14 protein-coding genes are annotated in these 15,798 nt (G+C 54.6%); 9 read left to right on the top strand and 5 right to left on the bottom strand.

Features of this window, described 5'->3' with window-relative positions; all coding sequences use genetic code 11:
- Positions 1 to 379: 379 nt before the first annotated feature.
- The gene (locus ACXAIA_RS04485; protein ID WP_475348304.1) at positions 380 to 2,272 is read right to left on the bottom strand and encodes an ABC-F family ATP-binding cassette domain-containing protein; all 1,893 of its coding nucleotides are present in this window, start codon (positions 2,270 to 2,272) and stop codon (positions 380 to 382) included.
- A 418-nt stretch (positions 2,273 to 2,690) separates the two neighbouring features.
- Here ACXAIA_RS04485 and ndk point away from each other — a divergent pair, with 418 nt between their 5' ends.
- Positions 2,691 to 3,113 carry a nucleoside-diphosphate kinase gene (gene ndk / locus ACXAIA_RS04480; RefSeq protein WP_008891250.1) on the top strand — a complete coding sequence of 141 codons (423 nt, stop codon included), beginning with the start codon at positions 2,691 to 2,693 and terminating at the stop codon, positions 3,111 to 3,113.
- A gap of 358 nt (positions 3,114 to 3,471) precedes the next feature.
- On the opposite strand, the gene ACXAIA_RS04475 is transcribed toward ndk, so the two are convergent.
- On the bottom strand, positions 3,472 to 3,609 hold the full coding sequence (locus tag ACXAIA_RS04475) for a hypothetical protein (protein WP_475346455.1): 138 nt from the start codon (positions 3,607 to 3,609) through the stop codon (positions 3,472 to 3,474).
- 380 nt (positions 3,610 to 3,989) lie between these two features.
- Here ACXAIA_RS04475 and ACXAIA_RS04470 point away from each other — a divergent pair, with 380 nt between their 5' ends.
- Positions 3,990 to 4,544, top strand: coding sequence for a P-loop nucleotide/nucleoside kinase family protein (locus ACXAIA_RS04470; RefSeq protein WP_475348303.1), 555 nt, complete (start codon positions 3,990 to 3,992; stop codon positions 4,542 to 4,544).
- 326 nt (positions 4,545 to 4,870) lie between these two features.
- Here the strand turns inward: ACXAIA_RS04470 and ACXAIA_RS04465 are convergent, their stop codons facing one another.
- Positions 4,871 to 4,999, bottom strand: coding sequence for an aa3-type cytochrome c oxidase subunit IV (locus ACXAIA_RS04465; RefSeq protein ID WP_197145299.1), 129 nt, complete (start codon positions 4,997 to 4,999; stop codon positions 4,871 to 4,873).
- Positions 5,000 to 5,360: 361 nt separating this feature from the next.
- Here ACXAIA_RS04465 and ACXAIA_RS04460 point away from each other — a divergent pair, with 361 nt between their 5' ends.
- A complete protein-coding gene (locus ACXAIA_RS04460) occupies positions 5,361 to 7,619 on the top strand; it encodes a hypothetical protein (RefSeq protein ID WP_475348302.1) in 2,259 nt (752 codons plus the stop codon).
- Between the two features lie 201 nt (positions 7,620 to 7,820).
- Here ACXAIA_RS04460 and purN read toward each other — a convergent pair whose 3' ends face one another.
- Together purN and purM are read right to left on the bottom strand one after the other, a co-directional pair.
- Entirely contained in the window at positions 7,821 to 8,504 is a 684-nt protein-coding gene (purN, locus tag ACXAIA_RS04455) for a phosphoribosylglycinamide formyltransferase (protein ID WP_475348301.1), read from the bottom strand.
- Positions 8,492 to 9,565, bottom strand: a complete 1,074-nt coding sequence (gene purM / locus ACXAIA_RS04450; protein WP_475348300.1) for a phosphoribosylformylglycinamidine cyclo-ligase — start codon at positions 9,563 to 9,565, stop codon at positions 8,492 to 8,494. The genes purN and purM overlap by 13 nt, the downstream gene beginning before the upstream one ends.
- Positions 9,566 to 9,927: 362 nt before the next feature.
- On the opposite strand from purM, the gene ACXAIA_RS04445 reads away from it, so the two are divergent.
- The 6 genes from ACXAIA_RS04445 (at position 9,928) to ACXAIA_RS04420 (ending at position 15,703) form a co-directional block, all read left to right on the top strand.
- The gene (locus tag ACXAIA_RS04445) at positions 9,928 to 11,052 is read left to right on the top strand and encodes a DUF2066 domain-containing protein (protein WP_475348299.1); all 1,125 of its coding nucleotides are present in this window, start codon (positions 9,928 to 9,930) and stop codon (positions 11,050 to 11,052) included.
- A gap of 41 nt (positions 11,053 to 11,093) precedes the next feature.
- Positions 11,094 to 12,191, top strand: coding sequence for an AI-2E family transporter (locus ACXAIA_RS04440; RefSeq protein WP_475348298.1), 1,098 nt, complete (start codon positions 11,094 to 11,096; stop codon positions 12,189 to 12,191).
- A 29-nt stretch (positions 12,192 to 12,220) separates the two neighbouring features.
- Positions 12,221 to 12,946: an HdaA/DnaA family protein gene (locus tag ACXAIA_RS04435; RefSeq protein ID WP_475348297.1), complete on the top strand. Its 726-nt coding sequence runs from the start codon at positions 12,221 to 12,223 to the stop codon at positions 12,944 to 12,946.
- Positions 12,947 to 13,046: 100 nt separating this feature from the next.
- Entirely contained in the window at positions 13,047 to 13,547 is a 501-nt protein-coding gene (locus ACXAIA_RS04430; RefSeq protein WP_475346445.1) for an ATP-dependent zinc protease family protein, read from the top strand.
- Positions 13,548 to 13,682: 135 nt separating this feature from the next.
- Entirely contained in the window at positions 13,683 to 14,588 is a 906-nt protein-coding gene (gene rimK, locus ACXAIA_RS04425) for a 30S ribosomal protein S6--L-glutamate ligase (protein WP_475346444.1), read from the top strand.
- 17 nt (positions 14,589 to 14,605) lie between these two features.
- Positions 14,606 to 15,703, top strand: a complete 1,098-nt coding sequence (locus ACXAIA_RS04420; protein ID WP_475348296.1) for a succinylglutamate desuccinylase/aspartoacylase family protein — start codon at positions 14,606 to 14,608, stop codon at positions 15,701 to 15,703.
- The last annotated feature ends 95 nt before the right edge of the window (positions 15,704 to 15,798 follow it).

The following is a 15,798-nucleotide window of genomic DNA, read 5'->3' as shown; positions in this document are numbered from 1 at the left end:
CCTGTTTTCGGTTGAATTGGTGTCAAAATGAGAGGCTGTTCTTGGCTTAGGAGTATAATTCAGATTTTTTGTATTAGAAATATGCATTTTAACTAAAGGTTGATTTGTTGGCGGTTAAAAGTGATTTTATGCAGCCTCACTTTTGCAGGGCTCTTGCCTGTAAAGTTTCTTTGTGGGCTAAGTTTTTGGGAAGTTTGGCTGCTATTCAGAAAAAGGGGACTGTCCCCTTTTTCGGCGGAGGTGGGTTTCGGCCTTCGGGGATATGACGAGGAAGAGGGTGTGAAAATGGCGTTTTTCGGCACGGCATAGATGGATCCCCGCTTTCGCGGGGATGACGGTTTTTGCAAGAGAGGGGCGTGCTTGAGAGGGCGGTGGCGGATCACGCCACCATCGCGTCATATTCTTCCTGCTTGTCCATCCATTTCTGTTCGATCATGGCAAGGTCGTTTTCGAGTTTGCCGAGTTCGAGCTGGATATCCGAGAGCTTTTGGGCGTTGGCGTCTTCGTAAAGGGTCGGGTCGGCCATTTTTTCTTCGATGGCGGCTTTGCGTTCGGAAAGCTTTTCCATCTGTTTTTCAAGCTTTTCGATTTCGCGTTTGACCGGGGCGGCGACTTTACGCTTTTCAGCCGCCTGCTGGCGTTCGGCCTTGCGGTCGCGTTTGGCCGGTTTGCCCGCATCGTCGCCTTTATTCGCGCGACGTTCCATGCGAGCACGATCCAGAAGGTACTGGCGATATTCGGCAACGTCGCCGTCAAACGCCTTGACCGTGCCATCCGCGACCAGAACCAGGCGATCCGCACAGGCTTCGATCAGATAGGGATCGTGGCTGATGATGATCACAGCACCTTCATAGGCATTGAGCGCATGGTTGAGCGCATCGCGGCTGTCGATATCAAGGTGGTTGGTCGGCTCATCGAGGATGAGCATATGCGGGGCATCGAGCGTCATCAGGGCAAACAGCAAGCGCGCCTTTTCACCACCCGAGAGGTCCTTGACCTTGGTGTCGCCCTTATCGCCTTCGAAGGCAAAGCGACCCAGCTGGGCGCGGACCTTGCTTTCGATGACGTTGGGCATGAGGGATGCCATGTGCTGATAGGGCGTTTCATCACCGCGCAGCTCATCCGTCTGGTGCTGGGCGAAATAGCCGATGCGCAGTTTGCTGGATGCGGCCTTTTCCCCTGACATCAGTTGCAGGCGGTCCGAAAGCAGCTTTGCCAGTGTCGACTTGCCGTTACCGTTGGCACCCAGAAGCGCGATGCGGTCATCCATATCAATGCGCAGGCTGATATTGTGCAGGATCGGTTTGCCTTCTTCATAGCCGACATCGCCATCGTGAATGTTAATCAGGGGCGGCGGCAGTTCCTTGGGGCTTGGGAAGTCAAAGCTGATGCCACGATCCTCGACCACCGGGATGGCCGGGCCCATCTTTTCAAGCATTTTGACACGGCTTTGTGCCTGCTTGGCCTTGCTGGCCTTGGCACGGAAGCGGTCGATGAAGGATTGCAGATGCTTTTGCTGGGCGATCTGCTTTTCATAATGCTTGGAAGCCAGCTCCATCTGTTCGCGGCGCGTTTTGGCGAATTTGTCGTAGTTGCCGCCATAAAGGGTCACCGTGCCATCATGCAGATGGGCGATGGTTTTGACAGCCCTGTTCAAAAGATCGCGGTCGTGACTGATCAGGATGATCGTGCCGGGATAATTGATCAGATAGTTTTCAAGCCAGATGGTGGCTTCGAGATCAAGGTGGTTGGTCGGCTCGTCAAGTAGCAGTAGATCGGGGCGCAGGAACAGGGTCGCGGCCAGGGCGACACGCATGCGCCAGCCCCCCGAGAAATCATCACAGGGGCGTTGCTGGGCATCCGCGTCAAAACCAAGACCGGACAGGATCGATGCCGCGCGGGCCTCAGCCGTGTGGGCGTCGATATCGGCCAGACGTGTGTGGACCTCGGCAATGCGGTGCGGGTCGGTGGTGGTTTCGGCTTCTTCCAAAAGGCTTGCGCGTTCGGTGTCTGCCGCCAGCACGGTTTCGATCAGCGAGCGTTCGCCAGCCGGGGCTTCCTGGGCGACGACACCCATGCGGGCGCGTTTGGCCAGGCGGATATCACCGCCATCGCCCGGCAATTCGCCCGAGATCAGTTTGAGCAGGGTCGATTTCCCCGCGCCATTGCGGCCAATCAGGCCGACCTTGTGCCCGTCCGGGATGGTCAGATTGACCTGATCAAGAATGATGCGGCCGCCAATGCGGTAGGTCAGATCGGATATTTGCAGCATGATGTCTTTCGCCGGTATCGGGTCGTTTTCGGTTCGTAATCGGGGGAATCGCAAGGATTTCTGTGCTTTCAATAGGGCAGGAGCGTGTTTGACGCAAGGATTCTTCAAATTGTCATCGCAGCTGTGATTTCGGTGACAGGACGGTGCCAAAACAGCCGGGAACCGCAGTTTCATGCCTTTTGGGGGCTTTTTACAGTCGAAACGGGTGAATGCAACGGCTGCAGGTCTGCTTTGCAGCGGTAGAACTATGTGTTGCGTTGCGATCCAACCCCGTTTATATAGCGCCAACCTTCGGGTCTGTGGATGATAAGGGTGGTCTTTGGTGCCGCCTTTATCTTCCGCAGGCCCTTTGTGCTCGGGGGACTCAGTGGGGTCCTCTTTGGGGGTAACGAATTTTTACAAAGCTTAGGTGAAACCAATGGCTGTCGAACGCACTCTTTCGATCATCAAGCCGGACGCAACGCGCCGCAACCTGACTGGCAAAATCAACGCCGTCATCGAAGAAGCTGGCCTGCGCATTGTCGCACAGAAGCGCGTCGCTTTGACCCGCGCTCAGGCTGAAGGTTTCTATGCAGTTCACAAAGAACGTTCGTTCTTCGGTGAACTGGTAGACTTCATGGTCTCTGGCCCGGTTGTTGTTCAGGTTCTCGAAGGCGAAGATGCCGTCGTTAAGTACCGCGAAGTAATGGGCGCAACCAACCCGGCGAATGCCGAGGAAGGCACCATCCGCAAACAGTTTGCAGAATCCATCGAAGCGAACTCGGTCCACGGTTCGGACTCGCTCGAAAACGCTGCAATCGAGATTGCATATTTCTTCGCTCAGACCGAAATCGTCGGCTAAGCTAACAGGGTCAGGACCTGCTAATTTGACCGAAATGGTCAATCAGATTTGTGCGAATACGCGGAGCAAAACCGCAGGAAGATAATATCTTTCAAGTTTTTGCGACAAAGCTAGGTCGTGCAAATCTGGTTGATCCTCTGGACAGTCTTTATATCTGCAAACTTCGACGTCAAACCCCTTGTGCGGGGTGCCGCCCCGCCCGGCGGGCTTTTCCTTGAATTTTACAGATATAAAGACTGCCATTACTGCCAAATTAGCAGGTCCTGACCCTGAAGTTCTCCGGTTCTTCCGGAAGCAAAAACGCCCCGCAAAGTGCGGGGCGTTTTTTGTTTGGGTCTGTTGTGGTCTCGCGCGGGGATCAGTCGATCAGAAAGCCGGCCATCAACAGCAGGAGCACGGCGATCGAGACCACACTCCAGAGCATGAATTTCGTCCAGTGGTGCCAACCTTCTTCGTGGTGATGCACCAGGCCTTCGTCATAATCACTTCCTTGCATGGGTTTCCTCCCTGATTGCGGATCATGATGTTCCGCGCCGGTTATCTGTTTGCTTTTGTCGGCCGGATATCGCGCAAGGCGATACAAAAAATGATAGCCCTAAATAACTTATGGGTGAATAAGAATTATTGACTTATCCGGTTGTGCGATGCGATATGCGGCGTCTTGCCGTGTTCTGACGCTGGACAAGTAGGCACGTGCGTGGCATGGTTTGGGGATGGAAAACGTCGTTGCACAGATGAATACCGTTATTTTTACCGCCTCTCATAGAGTGGCGGGGTAGCGACGTTTTGACCAAATGAGACCCACCCGCCGGCGAGGCGGGTTTTTTTATGGCTGTCTCCCGGCCAGACCAAGTTCGCACATTACGGGAGACAGAGATGACCAAGCCCTTATCAGAGTTAACCCAAACCGACCGGGTTTTGATGCCGCAAAACGGCACAAAGACCGGCACGCTGCATATGTTGTGTGGCAAGATTGCCGCGGGCAAATCAACCCTTGCCGCCGAACTGGCGCGCAAACCCGGCACGGTTTTGATTGCCGAGGATGAGTGGTTATCAACCCTGTTTGGCGATCAGATGCGATCGGTTGCCGATTATGTCCGGGTATCAGACAGGTTGCGCGGTGTGATGGGGCCGCATGTGGCGATGTTGCTGCGGGCCGGATTATCGGTGGTGCTGGATTTTCCGGCCAATACGGTTGGTCTGCGCCGCTGGATGCGCGGTGTGCTTGAGGATGCCGGGGCCGATCATGTTTTGCATTATCTCGATCTTGAAGATGAGGTTTGCATCAACCGTCTTCGCATCCGCAACCGGGCGGGCAGCCATCAGTTTGCTGCCAGTGACGCGCAGTTCCATCAGATCAATGCGGCCTTTGTCCCGCCAAGCGTGGAGGAGGGGTTTAACGTTGTTACCCATCAGACAGACACGCTGTAAGCACAAAAAAAGCTGCCGATAAACGGCAGCTTTGGGCTAGGGCCAGGACCCATTAATTTGGTTTAGATGGTTGACCAGATTTGTGCGGATACGCGGAGCAAAGCCGTAGGAAGATATTTATCTTTCAAGGTTTTGCGACAAAGTAGACCGTGCAAATCCGGTCAATCCGAAGGACAGACGTTATATTTGCAAACTCCGGCGTCAAACCCCTTGGCCGGGATAACAGCCCGACCGGCGGACTTTTCCTAGGATTTCACAAATATAACGTCTGCCATTCAAATCAAATTAATGGGTCCTGGCCCTAGGGATCAATGCCAATCGGCAGATCACAGAAGGAAGATCGCCATCAGGACCAGCAGCGCAATGATGGAGATGGTGCCCCATTTCACGAAGTTGGTGTAGCCGTGATAAATGCTGACATGGGTTTCGGTGAGTTCGTAGTCGTTACCCTGCAAATTTGCCTCCTGCGCATTGGGACTTTTCCAATGTATATCCACTGGGTTGAGCCGGGGCAAGTGCAAGATTAATCAGAGATATTAGACATTTGACCGACTTCACACATTTGGGGCTTAAGGTTTGATCCTAAGGGGTTATTGGATGCTGGATTTGCAGCCATAGGGCAGGAAGGTCCCCGAAAGCCCGTGGCTCATCATCGCGAATGACTTCTGGTCTGGGACATCTTCATGCTGTTAACTGTCTTGTATAGGAGAGTTTGTTAGTATACAATTCAACCTTAAATGTATTTTCCGGTGGCTGTTTTTACGTTTTCGGTGTGCGTCTGAAATGACCGTCTTCCGAAGCAGGAGAGGGATAGAGATGGTGGGTATAAAACGACTTTCTCAGCAGTCTTATCTGTTTCTGTTTGGCGTGGCTTTGTCTCTGATGGCCAACGCAACATACGTCAGTGCCTCACCGACAAGTGTCTCACAGACAAGTGACTGGACGGTAAGTGGTCAGACCATACAACTGAATGGCAACAGTTTTTTTGGTAACGGTATCGCCTACGAGCCAGTACCCATCGGGTCTAGTGACGGCAGTACCATGGTTGATACATACCATGACGCGTGGCGGACTGTTTTCATGAGAGACATCCCAATCATGCGAGAAATGAACATTAACACCGTCCGCGTTTACGGATTTTGGGAACATGCGCCAACGCATGCCAATCTTACTGCCAATTATAATTACTGTAGCGAAGATAGAGGATCAAAAACGCAGTGTGACGATTTCTGGGGTATGTCCCAAAAGTGCCTTAAGAATGAAACTGCTGAAGGCTGCGGTGACCTGTGGTCACATAGAGAATTTCTCGATGAGTTATGGAATAAGGGAAGGGACCCCATTTATGTTCTGATTGGTGTTTCAGCGCCGGGTGCCATCGGCACTATTTTCCCGCCAACTCCATCGGGCGGCGCTATGGGGTACGAAAATCGTCGTAACTTCATGAAAAACAATTTGAAGTCAATTGGTGCCCGCTATCCCAACCATCCAGCTGTGATGGGGTTTGCATTATTAAACGAATCAAATAATGGGCGATGGAGAAATTCTGATCCGCTTAGTGGCGACTATTGGAAATTAGTCAATTCGTTGACAAATCAAATCCATAAAGATCCAAATTTTGACAACAAAATTGTCGGATTAGCTCTTCAGGCGTCTAGCGGTGAAATTTGCCCAATTTCCAACCCTACCAGTAAATCCGCATGCGAAGCTAAACCAGGACCGATGCAGCAAAAGCAGGTATATGATTCAGTCGTCGACTTTTGGGGGGTCAATCTATATCCAGTGAGTAGTTATAAACAGAAGGATAATTATGGTGCGGTCTATCAGACATATGTGGAAATCTTGAAAGGCCTTAACCCATCAATTACAGCGAAACCCTTGCTGGTGACAGAATATGGAGCCTTGAGTGTGCAGCATGACCCACCGGGAAAAGCAGGTTGGCCTAAATGCAAGGATTCATGTCCAAGAGGTGTTGAAAAGGCGGAATATGAACGTCTCGCAATGGACCAACTATGTGTCAACTTCAATGCGGTGACATCTTATCCCTTCTTCAACGGCTTGTATTACTTTTCCTACAGTGACGAATGGTGGAAAAGCAAACCTAGTCATGTCTGGGACCATGATGTCGGCAGCGCAAGCGGCGGGGGGCTGTCTGCGAGCGGTTTCTGGGATGAAGAATGGTGGGGGGTCTTTGCCGCTCAGCGTACAGGTTATGATGTTCATACGAATTGGTTGACATCCAGTTATCCGTCGAACAGCTTTAACTGGCCGTCCTATGATACCTATTACCAGACACCGCTCGACTATCTTGTGCCAAGGCCACAGGCGGCATTACTTTCACTTTTGTATGGTGATGCCAACTATGATTGTACAATGTCTGATGCAACTCCGCAAAGCACGCCGCCGAAAAAAGGATTTAAGCCGTCGGAGAGTAAGGTCAGTGCTACACTCCAAGCATTGCCAACCCAAATACCGTTCACAATTAAGAACCTCACGTCCTCCTCTATTGCCGCTTTATATGGGTATGAAGCCTCGCCGACACAAACTTATCAGGCAACGTATCCCACCGGGCCAGGTATGAGGGCCGTGGCGGCGATGCCTGCGAACATTCAGTCATTTGTATTGTATCAAACCGATACAACTTCTGGTTCAGCCTGGGTTCCAATAAAATGCAATGGCGACGATAAGAATTTGGCCGGTAAAGTTAGAAATTCATATGCTGGGCAGACCCTTTACGTTGTTGAGGGCGAAGCAGGCACCATAAGTTGCACGACAACAGCTCCGGCGAAAGGCAGCTGCAGTTACCTTGTTTCGTCTAAGGCGCAATGCCAGGCTGTTGTGGGTAGTGATTTTTCGGCAGCTCTAGGTTGGGGGTGTGGCGAAGGTGGTGTCGATTGTACGACAATCAATACCGCGCCTTACAAGGGTTGTTCCGCGGACATGAAGTTCAGCTGGATGGCCTCGAAATATTATAGCGCACAAAAGAAACCGACGGCATCGGATTGCAAGTTTGTAAATTCGAATAACACTGCTGTAGGGGCCAAGATCGACTTTTCTCCCAATCTGACGAAGAAATAATTATTATATCTTTTCGTTGTCAGTATGCTCTTCGTTTGTCCACGTTATGAATCTTACCGTTTAGGCTGACAGCTTGTCGTCTTTAAATGGTCGGGGTTCCATTTCCTGAGCTGACAGCAAAGTAATTAAACGGCGGGTCATATGTGATGACCCGCCGTTTCATGCGTTAAGCAACTTGCGCAGCCAGCGCCAAAGGTTCTTTCATCCGGGCTCGAGCGCCGGGTTGATTTCAGCAAAGTCGGCTGGCGGGGCATCTTCGATGGTGACAATGCCCTTGGCATCGACCGAGACGCGGCCTTCGGCGATCCAGCGGATGACCTGCGGGTAGATGCGGTGTTCCTGACGCAGGATACGCTGGGCGAGTTTGCCGGCATCATCGCCGGGCAGGACCGGAACCACGGCCTGGGCAATGATCGGGCCGCTATCAACTTCGGGCACGACATAATGCACGGTACAGCCCGCGAACTTCACCCCGGCATCGAGGGCCGCCTGATGGACACCAAGCCCCTTGAAGCTTGGCAGCAGCGACGGGTGGATGTTGATCAGCTTGTCTTTCCAGCGGGTGACGAAGCTTTCACTGACGAGACGCAGATAACCGGCGAGAACGACAAGATCCGCACCGCTTTCCTCGATCAGGGCACTTACGGCGTTGTCATAGGCTTCGCGTCCGCCCGGATAGCCCTTGTGCGAGATCGCCTCAGACCGGATGCCAGCCTTACGGCCGCGTTCAAGCCCGCCCGCATCCAGCTGGTTGGAAAAGACCAGCACGATTTCAGCCGGGTAGCCGGGCGTCTTGCAGGCATCAAGGATGGCTTGCAGGTTTGACCCGCCGCCTGAGATCAGAACGGCGAGCTTTAGCTTCTTGCCGTTGCTTACTTGTCCCATGTACGGGCCATGTTTTTGATCACGACCTGCGGGCCATCACCGGCGCGCGGGCCGATAACGCCGATCTGGCTGACGGTTTCGCCGTGCTCGCGCAGGAGGGCTTCGGCTTCGTCCGCCTTGTCGGCCGGAACAACGACGCACATGCCAATACCGCAGTTAAAGGTGCGGGCCATTTCCATCGCCGGAATGCCGCCCTGTTTGGACAGCCATTTAAATACCGGCAGATATTCCCAGCAGCTGGCATCAAAGACAGCGGTGAGGTTTTCGGGCAGAACGCGCGGGACGTTTTCAGTCAGGCCGCCACCGGTAATGTGGGCCAGCGCCTTGACCATGCCGGCCTTGTGGGCAGCAAGGCAGCTTTTGACATACACCTTGGTCGGTTCAAGCAGCGCTTCGCCAACGGTTTTGCCTGGTGCGAACGGAGCGTCATCGGCATATTCAAGACTGGCGGTTTCGACAACCTTGCGGACCAGCGAGTAGCCGTTGGAATGCACACCGCTGGAGGCAAGACCCAGGATGACGTCGCCTTCTTCAACATTGGTGCCATCAAGCAGTTCACCGCGTTCGGCAGCACCAACCGCAAAACCGGCGAGATCATATTCGCCGTCGGCATACATGCCTGGCATTTCGGCGGTTTCGCCACCGATCAATGCACAGCCAGCCTGTTTGCAGCCCTCGGCAATACCGGCGACGACGCTTGCGGCGTTATCGACCGACAGCTTGCCGGTTGCGAAGTAATCAAGGAACAGAAGCGGTTCTGCGCCCTGAACGACAAGGTCATTGACGCTCATGGCGACCAGGTCGATGCCGACCGTGTCGTGCTTGTCGGCCAGGAAGGCGACTTTCAGCTTGGTGCCGACACCATCGGTGCAGGATACCAGAACCGGATCGTTATATCCGGCGGCCTTCAGATCAAAAAGGGCACCGAAACCGCCAAGACCGCCGGCAACACCGGAGCGGGTGGTTGCTTTTGCAAGCGGTTTGATTCGTTCGACAAGGTCATTCCCGGCATCGATATCGACACCGGAGTCCTTATAGGTAAGGCCGTTAGAGGCGGTCATGTTGGTGATCCCTGGCTTCGCGCATGCATGAATAAAAGCGGTGCTATGTGGCGGTGGCCCGCGTTTTTCATCAACAGGTATCCATGTCAGGCGCCGTATGCCGGGCTTTTTGCGGTCCGGGTCGCAGGGGTGAGCCTGCTGTTTGACCAATCCGCCTTACTGACGCCTTTAATCAGATATAGAGGACAAGCACGATCCTGCTGATAAAAAACGCGGGCTTGATAATTTCCGCTGGGCCGAAAATACTCAAACGCGGGCAATATGCAATGATCACCTGCGCATGACAGAGTTTTCTTTGCAGAATGCGTTCGACATGCCACAAAGAGCATTAACCAAGACACGATTAGGGCAAAGAGGCATACGTGCTTACTTCATTGAAAAATATCAGGATGTGGGCTGGCGCGGCGACCGTTGCCGCCATTATGGCCTTTCCGGCAGCAGCCCAGGACATTTTCACCGTTACCGGTGTTCATGTTGACGAGCGCGCCGAAACGGCCGCGGCCGCACGCGAACAGGCGCTTGAAATCGGTCAGCGCAAGGCGTTTGAAGAAGTGGTTGCCCGTTTGACCCTGCCCGAAGATCGTGCCGGACTGGCGACACCGGAAACATCGGTGATCACGAACATGGTGCGTGATTTCGGGGTGTCGAACGAAAAGACATCGTCGGTGCGCTATATCGCGGACATGACCGTGCGGTTCAAGGATGATGAACTGCGTCGGTTCCTGCGCTTCCGTGATATTTCCTTTGCCGAGCTGCAATCCAAACCGGTGATGATCGTGCCGGTCTATCGCAGCAATAATTATGTCAGCCTGTGGGATGATCCCAATCCGTGGCGCGAAGTGTGGTCACGCAATATCGCGACTTCGGGACTTGTCCCGATCAAGGCGCCGATTGGTGATCTGACCGATATCAGCACGGTTTCCGCCGAGCAGGCCGAAGGTGGGTCGATGGAACGGCTAGCCCAGCTTGCCAAGCGCTATGGCGCGGATGTGGCTGTTGTCGCCAGTGCCGAGGTGACCGGGCCGGAGGGCGGCGAGACCGTGGATGTTTCCGTGACACGTTATGATCCGAACGGCGCGCCGCAGATCTTTGGCGTGCAGGAAAAGACCCTGCCTGACGAGACATTGAACGAAACGCTGGTGCGTGCGGCGAAATCGGTGCAGGACCAGCTTGCCGATGGCTGGAAACGGGCCAACCTGATCAATTACAGCACGGGTGGCAACCTGATGGTGTTTATCCCGATTACCGGTCTTGGTGACTGGGCCGGGATCGAGAAAAAGCTGATCGGGCTGCCGGTGGTGCGCAATTCACGCGTGATCGCGATGTCCAAGCGCGAAGTGCAGCTGTCACTTGATTATGTCGGCTCGACCAGTCAACTTCAGACAGCGCTGAGCCAGCAGAACCTTAATCTTGGCCGGATGGGAGAACTTTGGTTCATCCAGCCGAGCGGATCGGACCGTCTTGAGGGATTGTCACTTGGCAGTTAAGCCCGTTTGACGGCGGGGAGGGGTAACAGGGGGACCCGAGGATGACTTTACGGCAGCAAGCGCGTTTCTGGCTGATCTTTGTCGTCGGATTCTTTTTCCTGATCTGGCTGTTTTCAAGCATCCTTCTGCCGTTTGTCGCCGGGATGGCGATTGCCTATTTCCTTGATCCGTTGGCCGATAAGCTTGAAGCACGCGGCGCCAGCCGGGTGGTTGCGACCAGCATCATCACGGTGTTGTTCTTCCTTGTTTTCATTCTGGTGATGTTGCTTGTGGTGCCGATGATCGGAAGCCAGCTTGCGGGCTTTCTTGAACGGTTCCCGGGCTATGTTGATGCGTTGCGCACCAATGTCGCGCCGTATCTGCAAAACATCCTCGACCGGGTGGCCCCCGAGACGCTGCAAAGTGTATCGGACGCGATCAAGGGACAGAGTGCCAATGCCCTTAAATGGGTGGGCAATCTGCTGAGCAATGTTTTGTCCGGCGGCTTGGCGCTTTTGAACTTCCTGAGCTTGCTGTTCATTACGCCGGTGGTGTCGTTTTACCTGCTGCGCGACTGGGACAAGATTGTTGCCAAGGTCGACAGTTACCTGCCACGCCGATCTGCCAAGGACATCCGCCAATGTGTCAGCGAGATTGATGAAACGCTGGCAGGCTTTGTGCGCGGGCAGGCGACCGTGTGTATTTTGCTCGGTCTGTTTTACGGGCTTGGTTTGACGCTGGTCGGGCTTGAGTTTGGTTTTGTCATTGGGCTTATGACCGGCTTGGTGTCCTTTGTGCCCTATTTCGGGATGATTGCCGGCTTTGCGGTGGGCATGGGCGTTGCGGTGGCACAGTTCGGCTTTGGGCTTGATCTTGGTTTGGTGGCGATTGTGTTTTTGATCGGTCAGGTGCTTGAGGGCAATTTCCTGACCCCTAAGCTGGTTGGCGACAAGGTCGGTTTGCATGCGGTGTGGGTGATGTTTGCCCTGCTTGCCGGGGGGGCGGTCTTCGGCCTTTTGGGGGTTATGCTGGCCGTGCCGGTGGCCGCTGTCATCGGCGTGCTTGTACGTTATGGTTTAAGGCAGTATCTCGATAGCAGGCTTTATGATCACGGACCGGATGCCGGCAGCAATGCCGGTGCGGATTCCGAAAGCCGGTAAAATGTCGAGACCTGCAAGTTGAGTTTAGTGTGACCCGGGTGACTTCCAAACCGGACAAGCCGGACAAAGATAACGATCCACAGCAATTGCCCCTGGCGCTTGAAATGCGCCCGGCACTTGGGCGTGATGATTTCATGGTGGCCGAGTGCAACAGCGAAGCCGTGGCATGGATCGACCAATGGCCGAAATGGCCCGCCCCGGCCTTGTGCCTTTATGGGCCGAAGGGGTGCGGGAAAAGTCATCTGGCGGAAGTTTGGCGGGCACGGTCTGGCGCGCTTCAGATCGCGGCATCTGACCTTGCTGGTCGGGATGCCGATGCGGTCCTTGGCGATGCGACCGGGCTTGTGATCGAGGATGCCGATCAGGTCGGGGGAGACGGGCTTGATGAGACGGTCTGTTTCCATCTTTACAATATGCTCAAGGAACGCAGCGGCCATTTGCTTTTGACCGCAAGCCAGCCGCCATCGCGCTGGCAGATCACGCTGCCCGATTTGCGATCCCGGCTCGGTGCGGCATTGGTGTGCGAGATTTCCCCGCCTGATGATGACCTGATTGTCGGGCTTTTGATCAAACTGTTTGCCGACCGGCAAATCCCGGCCAGCCCGCAAATCATCAGTTATGTCCTGCCAAGGATCGAGCGATCCTTTGCCGCACTTTCCGAACTTGTCACCGCGATTGACCGCCGGGCCCTTGCGGAAAAGCGGGCAGTGACCTTGCCGCTGGTGCGTAGTGTGATGGAAGAACTGTCAGCTTGAACTTGGCAGGGTGGCTTGCAAATTTTGTAAGCCAATCAGGTTGTTACCGGGTATGATCAGTCCCACCTGACAAATTGCGTTCAATAATTGGAAGCTGCATGTGAGCCCGCAACGCGCAAAAGCAAAACCGTCGCTCAAGACCCAGACCGCATCGCTGATTGCCGATGGGCATGTTCTGGGCTGGCGGGAATGGATCGGACTTCCCGACCTTGACGTGCCTGTGATCAAGGCTAAGGTGGATACGGGGGCGCGGACATCGTCATTGCATGCGATCAATCCCAGACAGATTGAACGTGACGGGCGCGATTTTGTTGCGTTTACCCTGCCGCACTATCCAGGAGACGGGCATGGCCAGATTGATTGTCTGGCCCCGTTGGTCGAGCTTCGCGAGATTCGCTCGTCGAACGGAAGTGCCGAAGAACGGTTTGTGATATCGACCCATATCCTGGTCGGGCATCACAAATTGAAAGTTGAAGTGTCGCTGGCAAACCGCTCCATCATGGGCTTTCCCATGCTTTTGGGCCGCACGGCGATGAAAGCAGGAAGATTTTTGGTGCTGCCATCAAAATCTTATCTTGCAGGGAAGCCCGAACAGCGATAGACGCGCAGAAGAACAGCCCGAAAACCGGAACAAATAACGGATGGGGCCGTTTTACTTTCTGACAATTTCGCATTCGCCCGCAGCCGGTATGATACCGGACGCGCACCGTTTTATGCCGACCAAGGGGGACATCTCATGAAAATCGCGATGCTTGCACGCAATCCCAATCTTTACTCCCACAAACGGTTGGTCGAGGCGGCCGAGGATCGCGGGCATGAGCTCGACATCATCAATACGCTGCGCGTATCGATGAACATTACCTCGCTGAAACCGGAAATCTATTACGGCGGATCGAAGCTGACCGGCTATGACGCGGTGATCCCGCGTATCGGCGTGTCGGTGACCCAGTTCGGTTTGGCGGTGTTGCGCCAGTTCGAAATGATGGGGGTTTATCCGATCAATGAATCGGTTGCCATTGGCCGGTCACGCGACAAGCTGCGCTCTTTGCAGATTTTGGCGCGCCGTGGCATCGGCCTGCCGGTAACCGCGTTTGCCCATGATCCGAAAAAGACTGACGAGGTTCTGTCCATCGTTGGCGGGGCGCCGGTGGTGATCAAGCTGCTGGAAGGCACACAGGGCATCGGCGTGGTTCTGGGCGAGACCGAGAAATCCGCGAAATCCGTGATCGAGGCGTTCCGTGGGGCCAATGTTGCCATCATGGTGCAGGAATTCATCAAGGAAGCCGGCAATAGCGACATCCGTTGCTTTGTGATTGGTGGCAAGGTGGTTGCGAGCATGGAACGCAAAGGGGCGGAGGGCGATTTCCGGTCCAATATCCATCGCGGTGGCTCATCACGATCCATCCGCATAACGCCACAGGAACGCGCGACCGCGGTTGAAGCGGCCAAGGCCATGGGGCTCAATGTTTGCGGTGTTGACATTCTGCGGTCCAACCACGGGCCGGTGGTGATGGAGGTCAATTCATCCCCGGGTCTTGAAGGGATCGAGGTGGCAACTGGCAAGGACATTGCCGGCATGATCATTGATTTCATGGAAAAGGATTTCAAACCCGGTAAGGTGCGGACCAAAGGCAAGGGATAAGGGCAAGGAACAAGAACATGAGCGAGACCGGATCACCCCGGGGGAAAAGCAAGGGCGCGAAAGCGGCCAAAACCCCCAAGACCCCTGATTTTGAAATTGGGGGGCAAAAGGTTGCACCGGGCACACGCCAGCTTGTCGATATCCCGATTTCGCTTTTATCGAACCACACGCCGGTCAATCTGACGGTCAGTGTCGTGCATGGCAAACGCCCGGGACCGGTCATTTTCGTCAGCGGAGCGGTCCATGGCGACGAGATTGTCGGGGTGGAGGTCATCCGGCGTGTCTTGAAGTCGCCCGCCTTGCGCGGCATGCGTGGAACGTTGCTGGCCGTTCCGGTCGTCAATGCGTTCGGGTTTTTAAACCATACGCGCTATCTGCCTGACCGGCGTGATTTGAACCGGTCCTTTCCGGGCCATTCGCGCGGATCGCTTGCAGGCCAACTTGCCCATCTTTTCCTAAGTGAAATTGTCGAGCGGTCGGACTTTGGCATTGATCTGCATACTGCGGCGGTCAATCGGGTGAATCTGCCGCAAATCCGGGCCAATGAAGATGATCCGGAAATCATGAATTATGCCGAGGCCTTTGGCGCGCCAATCATTCTGACCAGCCCGTTGCGCGATGGATCGCTGCGTGAAGCGGCGCGTGAACTTGGCGTTCCGATCCTGCTTTATGAAGCGGGCGAGGGGCTTCGATTTGATGAAATGTCGATCCGGGCCGGTGTTTCGGGCGTTTTGCGCGTGATGCGCAAGCTTGGCATGACATCCCAACGCACCGTGCGTGAGCCGCGTGTGCCATCGTTCAAATCATCGAACAGCCATTGGCTGCGCGCACCGGCAGGCGGCATTTTGCGGACCTTCAAGCTGGCAGGTGATTTTGTCCATGAGGGCGACGTGGTGGCGGCGGTTTCCGACCCGTTCGGGCAACGTGACGAGGATATCGTGGCGCGCGAAGATGGGTTGATCATCGGGCGCACCAACCTGCCGATCGTCAATCAGGGGGATGCGCTGTTTCATGTTGCCCTGATCAAGCGACCATCCGAGGTGCAGGAACGCATGGATGCCATTGAAACCCACCTGCAATCCGATCCGCTTCTGGATGAGGACGAGATTATTTAGTCTCTCAGCAGCCAATGTGATGTGGCGTTTGGCGGCGTAACGCGGGTGAAGACCTGCTCTGCATCGAAGCCACTGGCGGATTGTGCTGCGCAATG

This window comes from Thalassospira sp. ABL2_045, assembly GCF_056161285.1.
This window is presented reverse-complemented; position numbering and strand designations above follow the sequence as displayed.

Excerpts from the sequence above, each read along its gene's own strand:
- ACXAIA_RS04485 (WP_475348304.1), bottom strand. The coding sequence starts at position 2,272 with ATGCTGCAAATATCCGATCTGACCTACCGCATTGGCGGCCGCATCATT.
- ndk (WP_008891250.1), top strand. The coding sequence starts at position 2,691 with ATGGCTGTCGAACGCACTCTTTCGATCATCAAGCCGGACGCAACGCGC.
- ACXAIA_RS04475 (WP_475346455.1), bottom strand. The coding sequence starts at position 3,609 with ATGCAAGGAAGTGATTATGACGAAGGCCTGGTGCATCACCACGAAGAA.
- ACXAIA_RS04470 (WP_475348303.1), top strand. The coding sequence starts at position 3,990 with ATGACCAAGCCCTTATCAGAGTTAACCCAAACCGACCGGGTTTTGATG.
- ACXAIA_RS04460 (WP_475348302.1), top strand. The coding sequence starts at position 5,361 with ATGGTGGGTATAAAACGACTTTCTCAGCAGTCTTATCTGTTTCTGTTT.
- purN (WP_475348301.1), bottom strand. The coding sequence starts at position 8,504 with ATGGGACAAGTAAGCAACGGCAAGAAGCTAAAGCTCGCCGTTCTGATC.
- purM (WP_475348300.1), bottom strand. The coding sequence starts at position 9,565 with ATGACCGCCTCTAACGGCCTTACCTATAAGGACTCCGGTGTCGATATC.
- ACXAIA_RS04440 (WP_475348298.1), top strand. The coding sequence starts at position 11,094 with ATGACTTTACGGCAGCAAGCGCGTTTCTGGCTGATCTTTGTCGTCGGA.
- rimK (WP_475346444.1), top strand. The coding sequence starts at position 13,683 with ATGAAAATCGCGATGCTTGCACGCAATCCCAATCTTTACTCCCACAAA.
- ACXAIA_RS04420 (WP_475348296.1), top strand. The coding sequence starts at position 14,606 with ATGAGCGAGACCGGATCACCCCGGGGGAAAAGCAAGGGCGCGAAAGCG.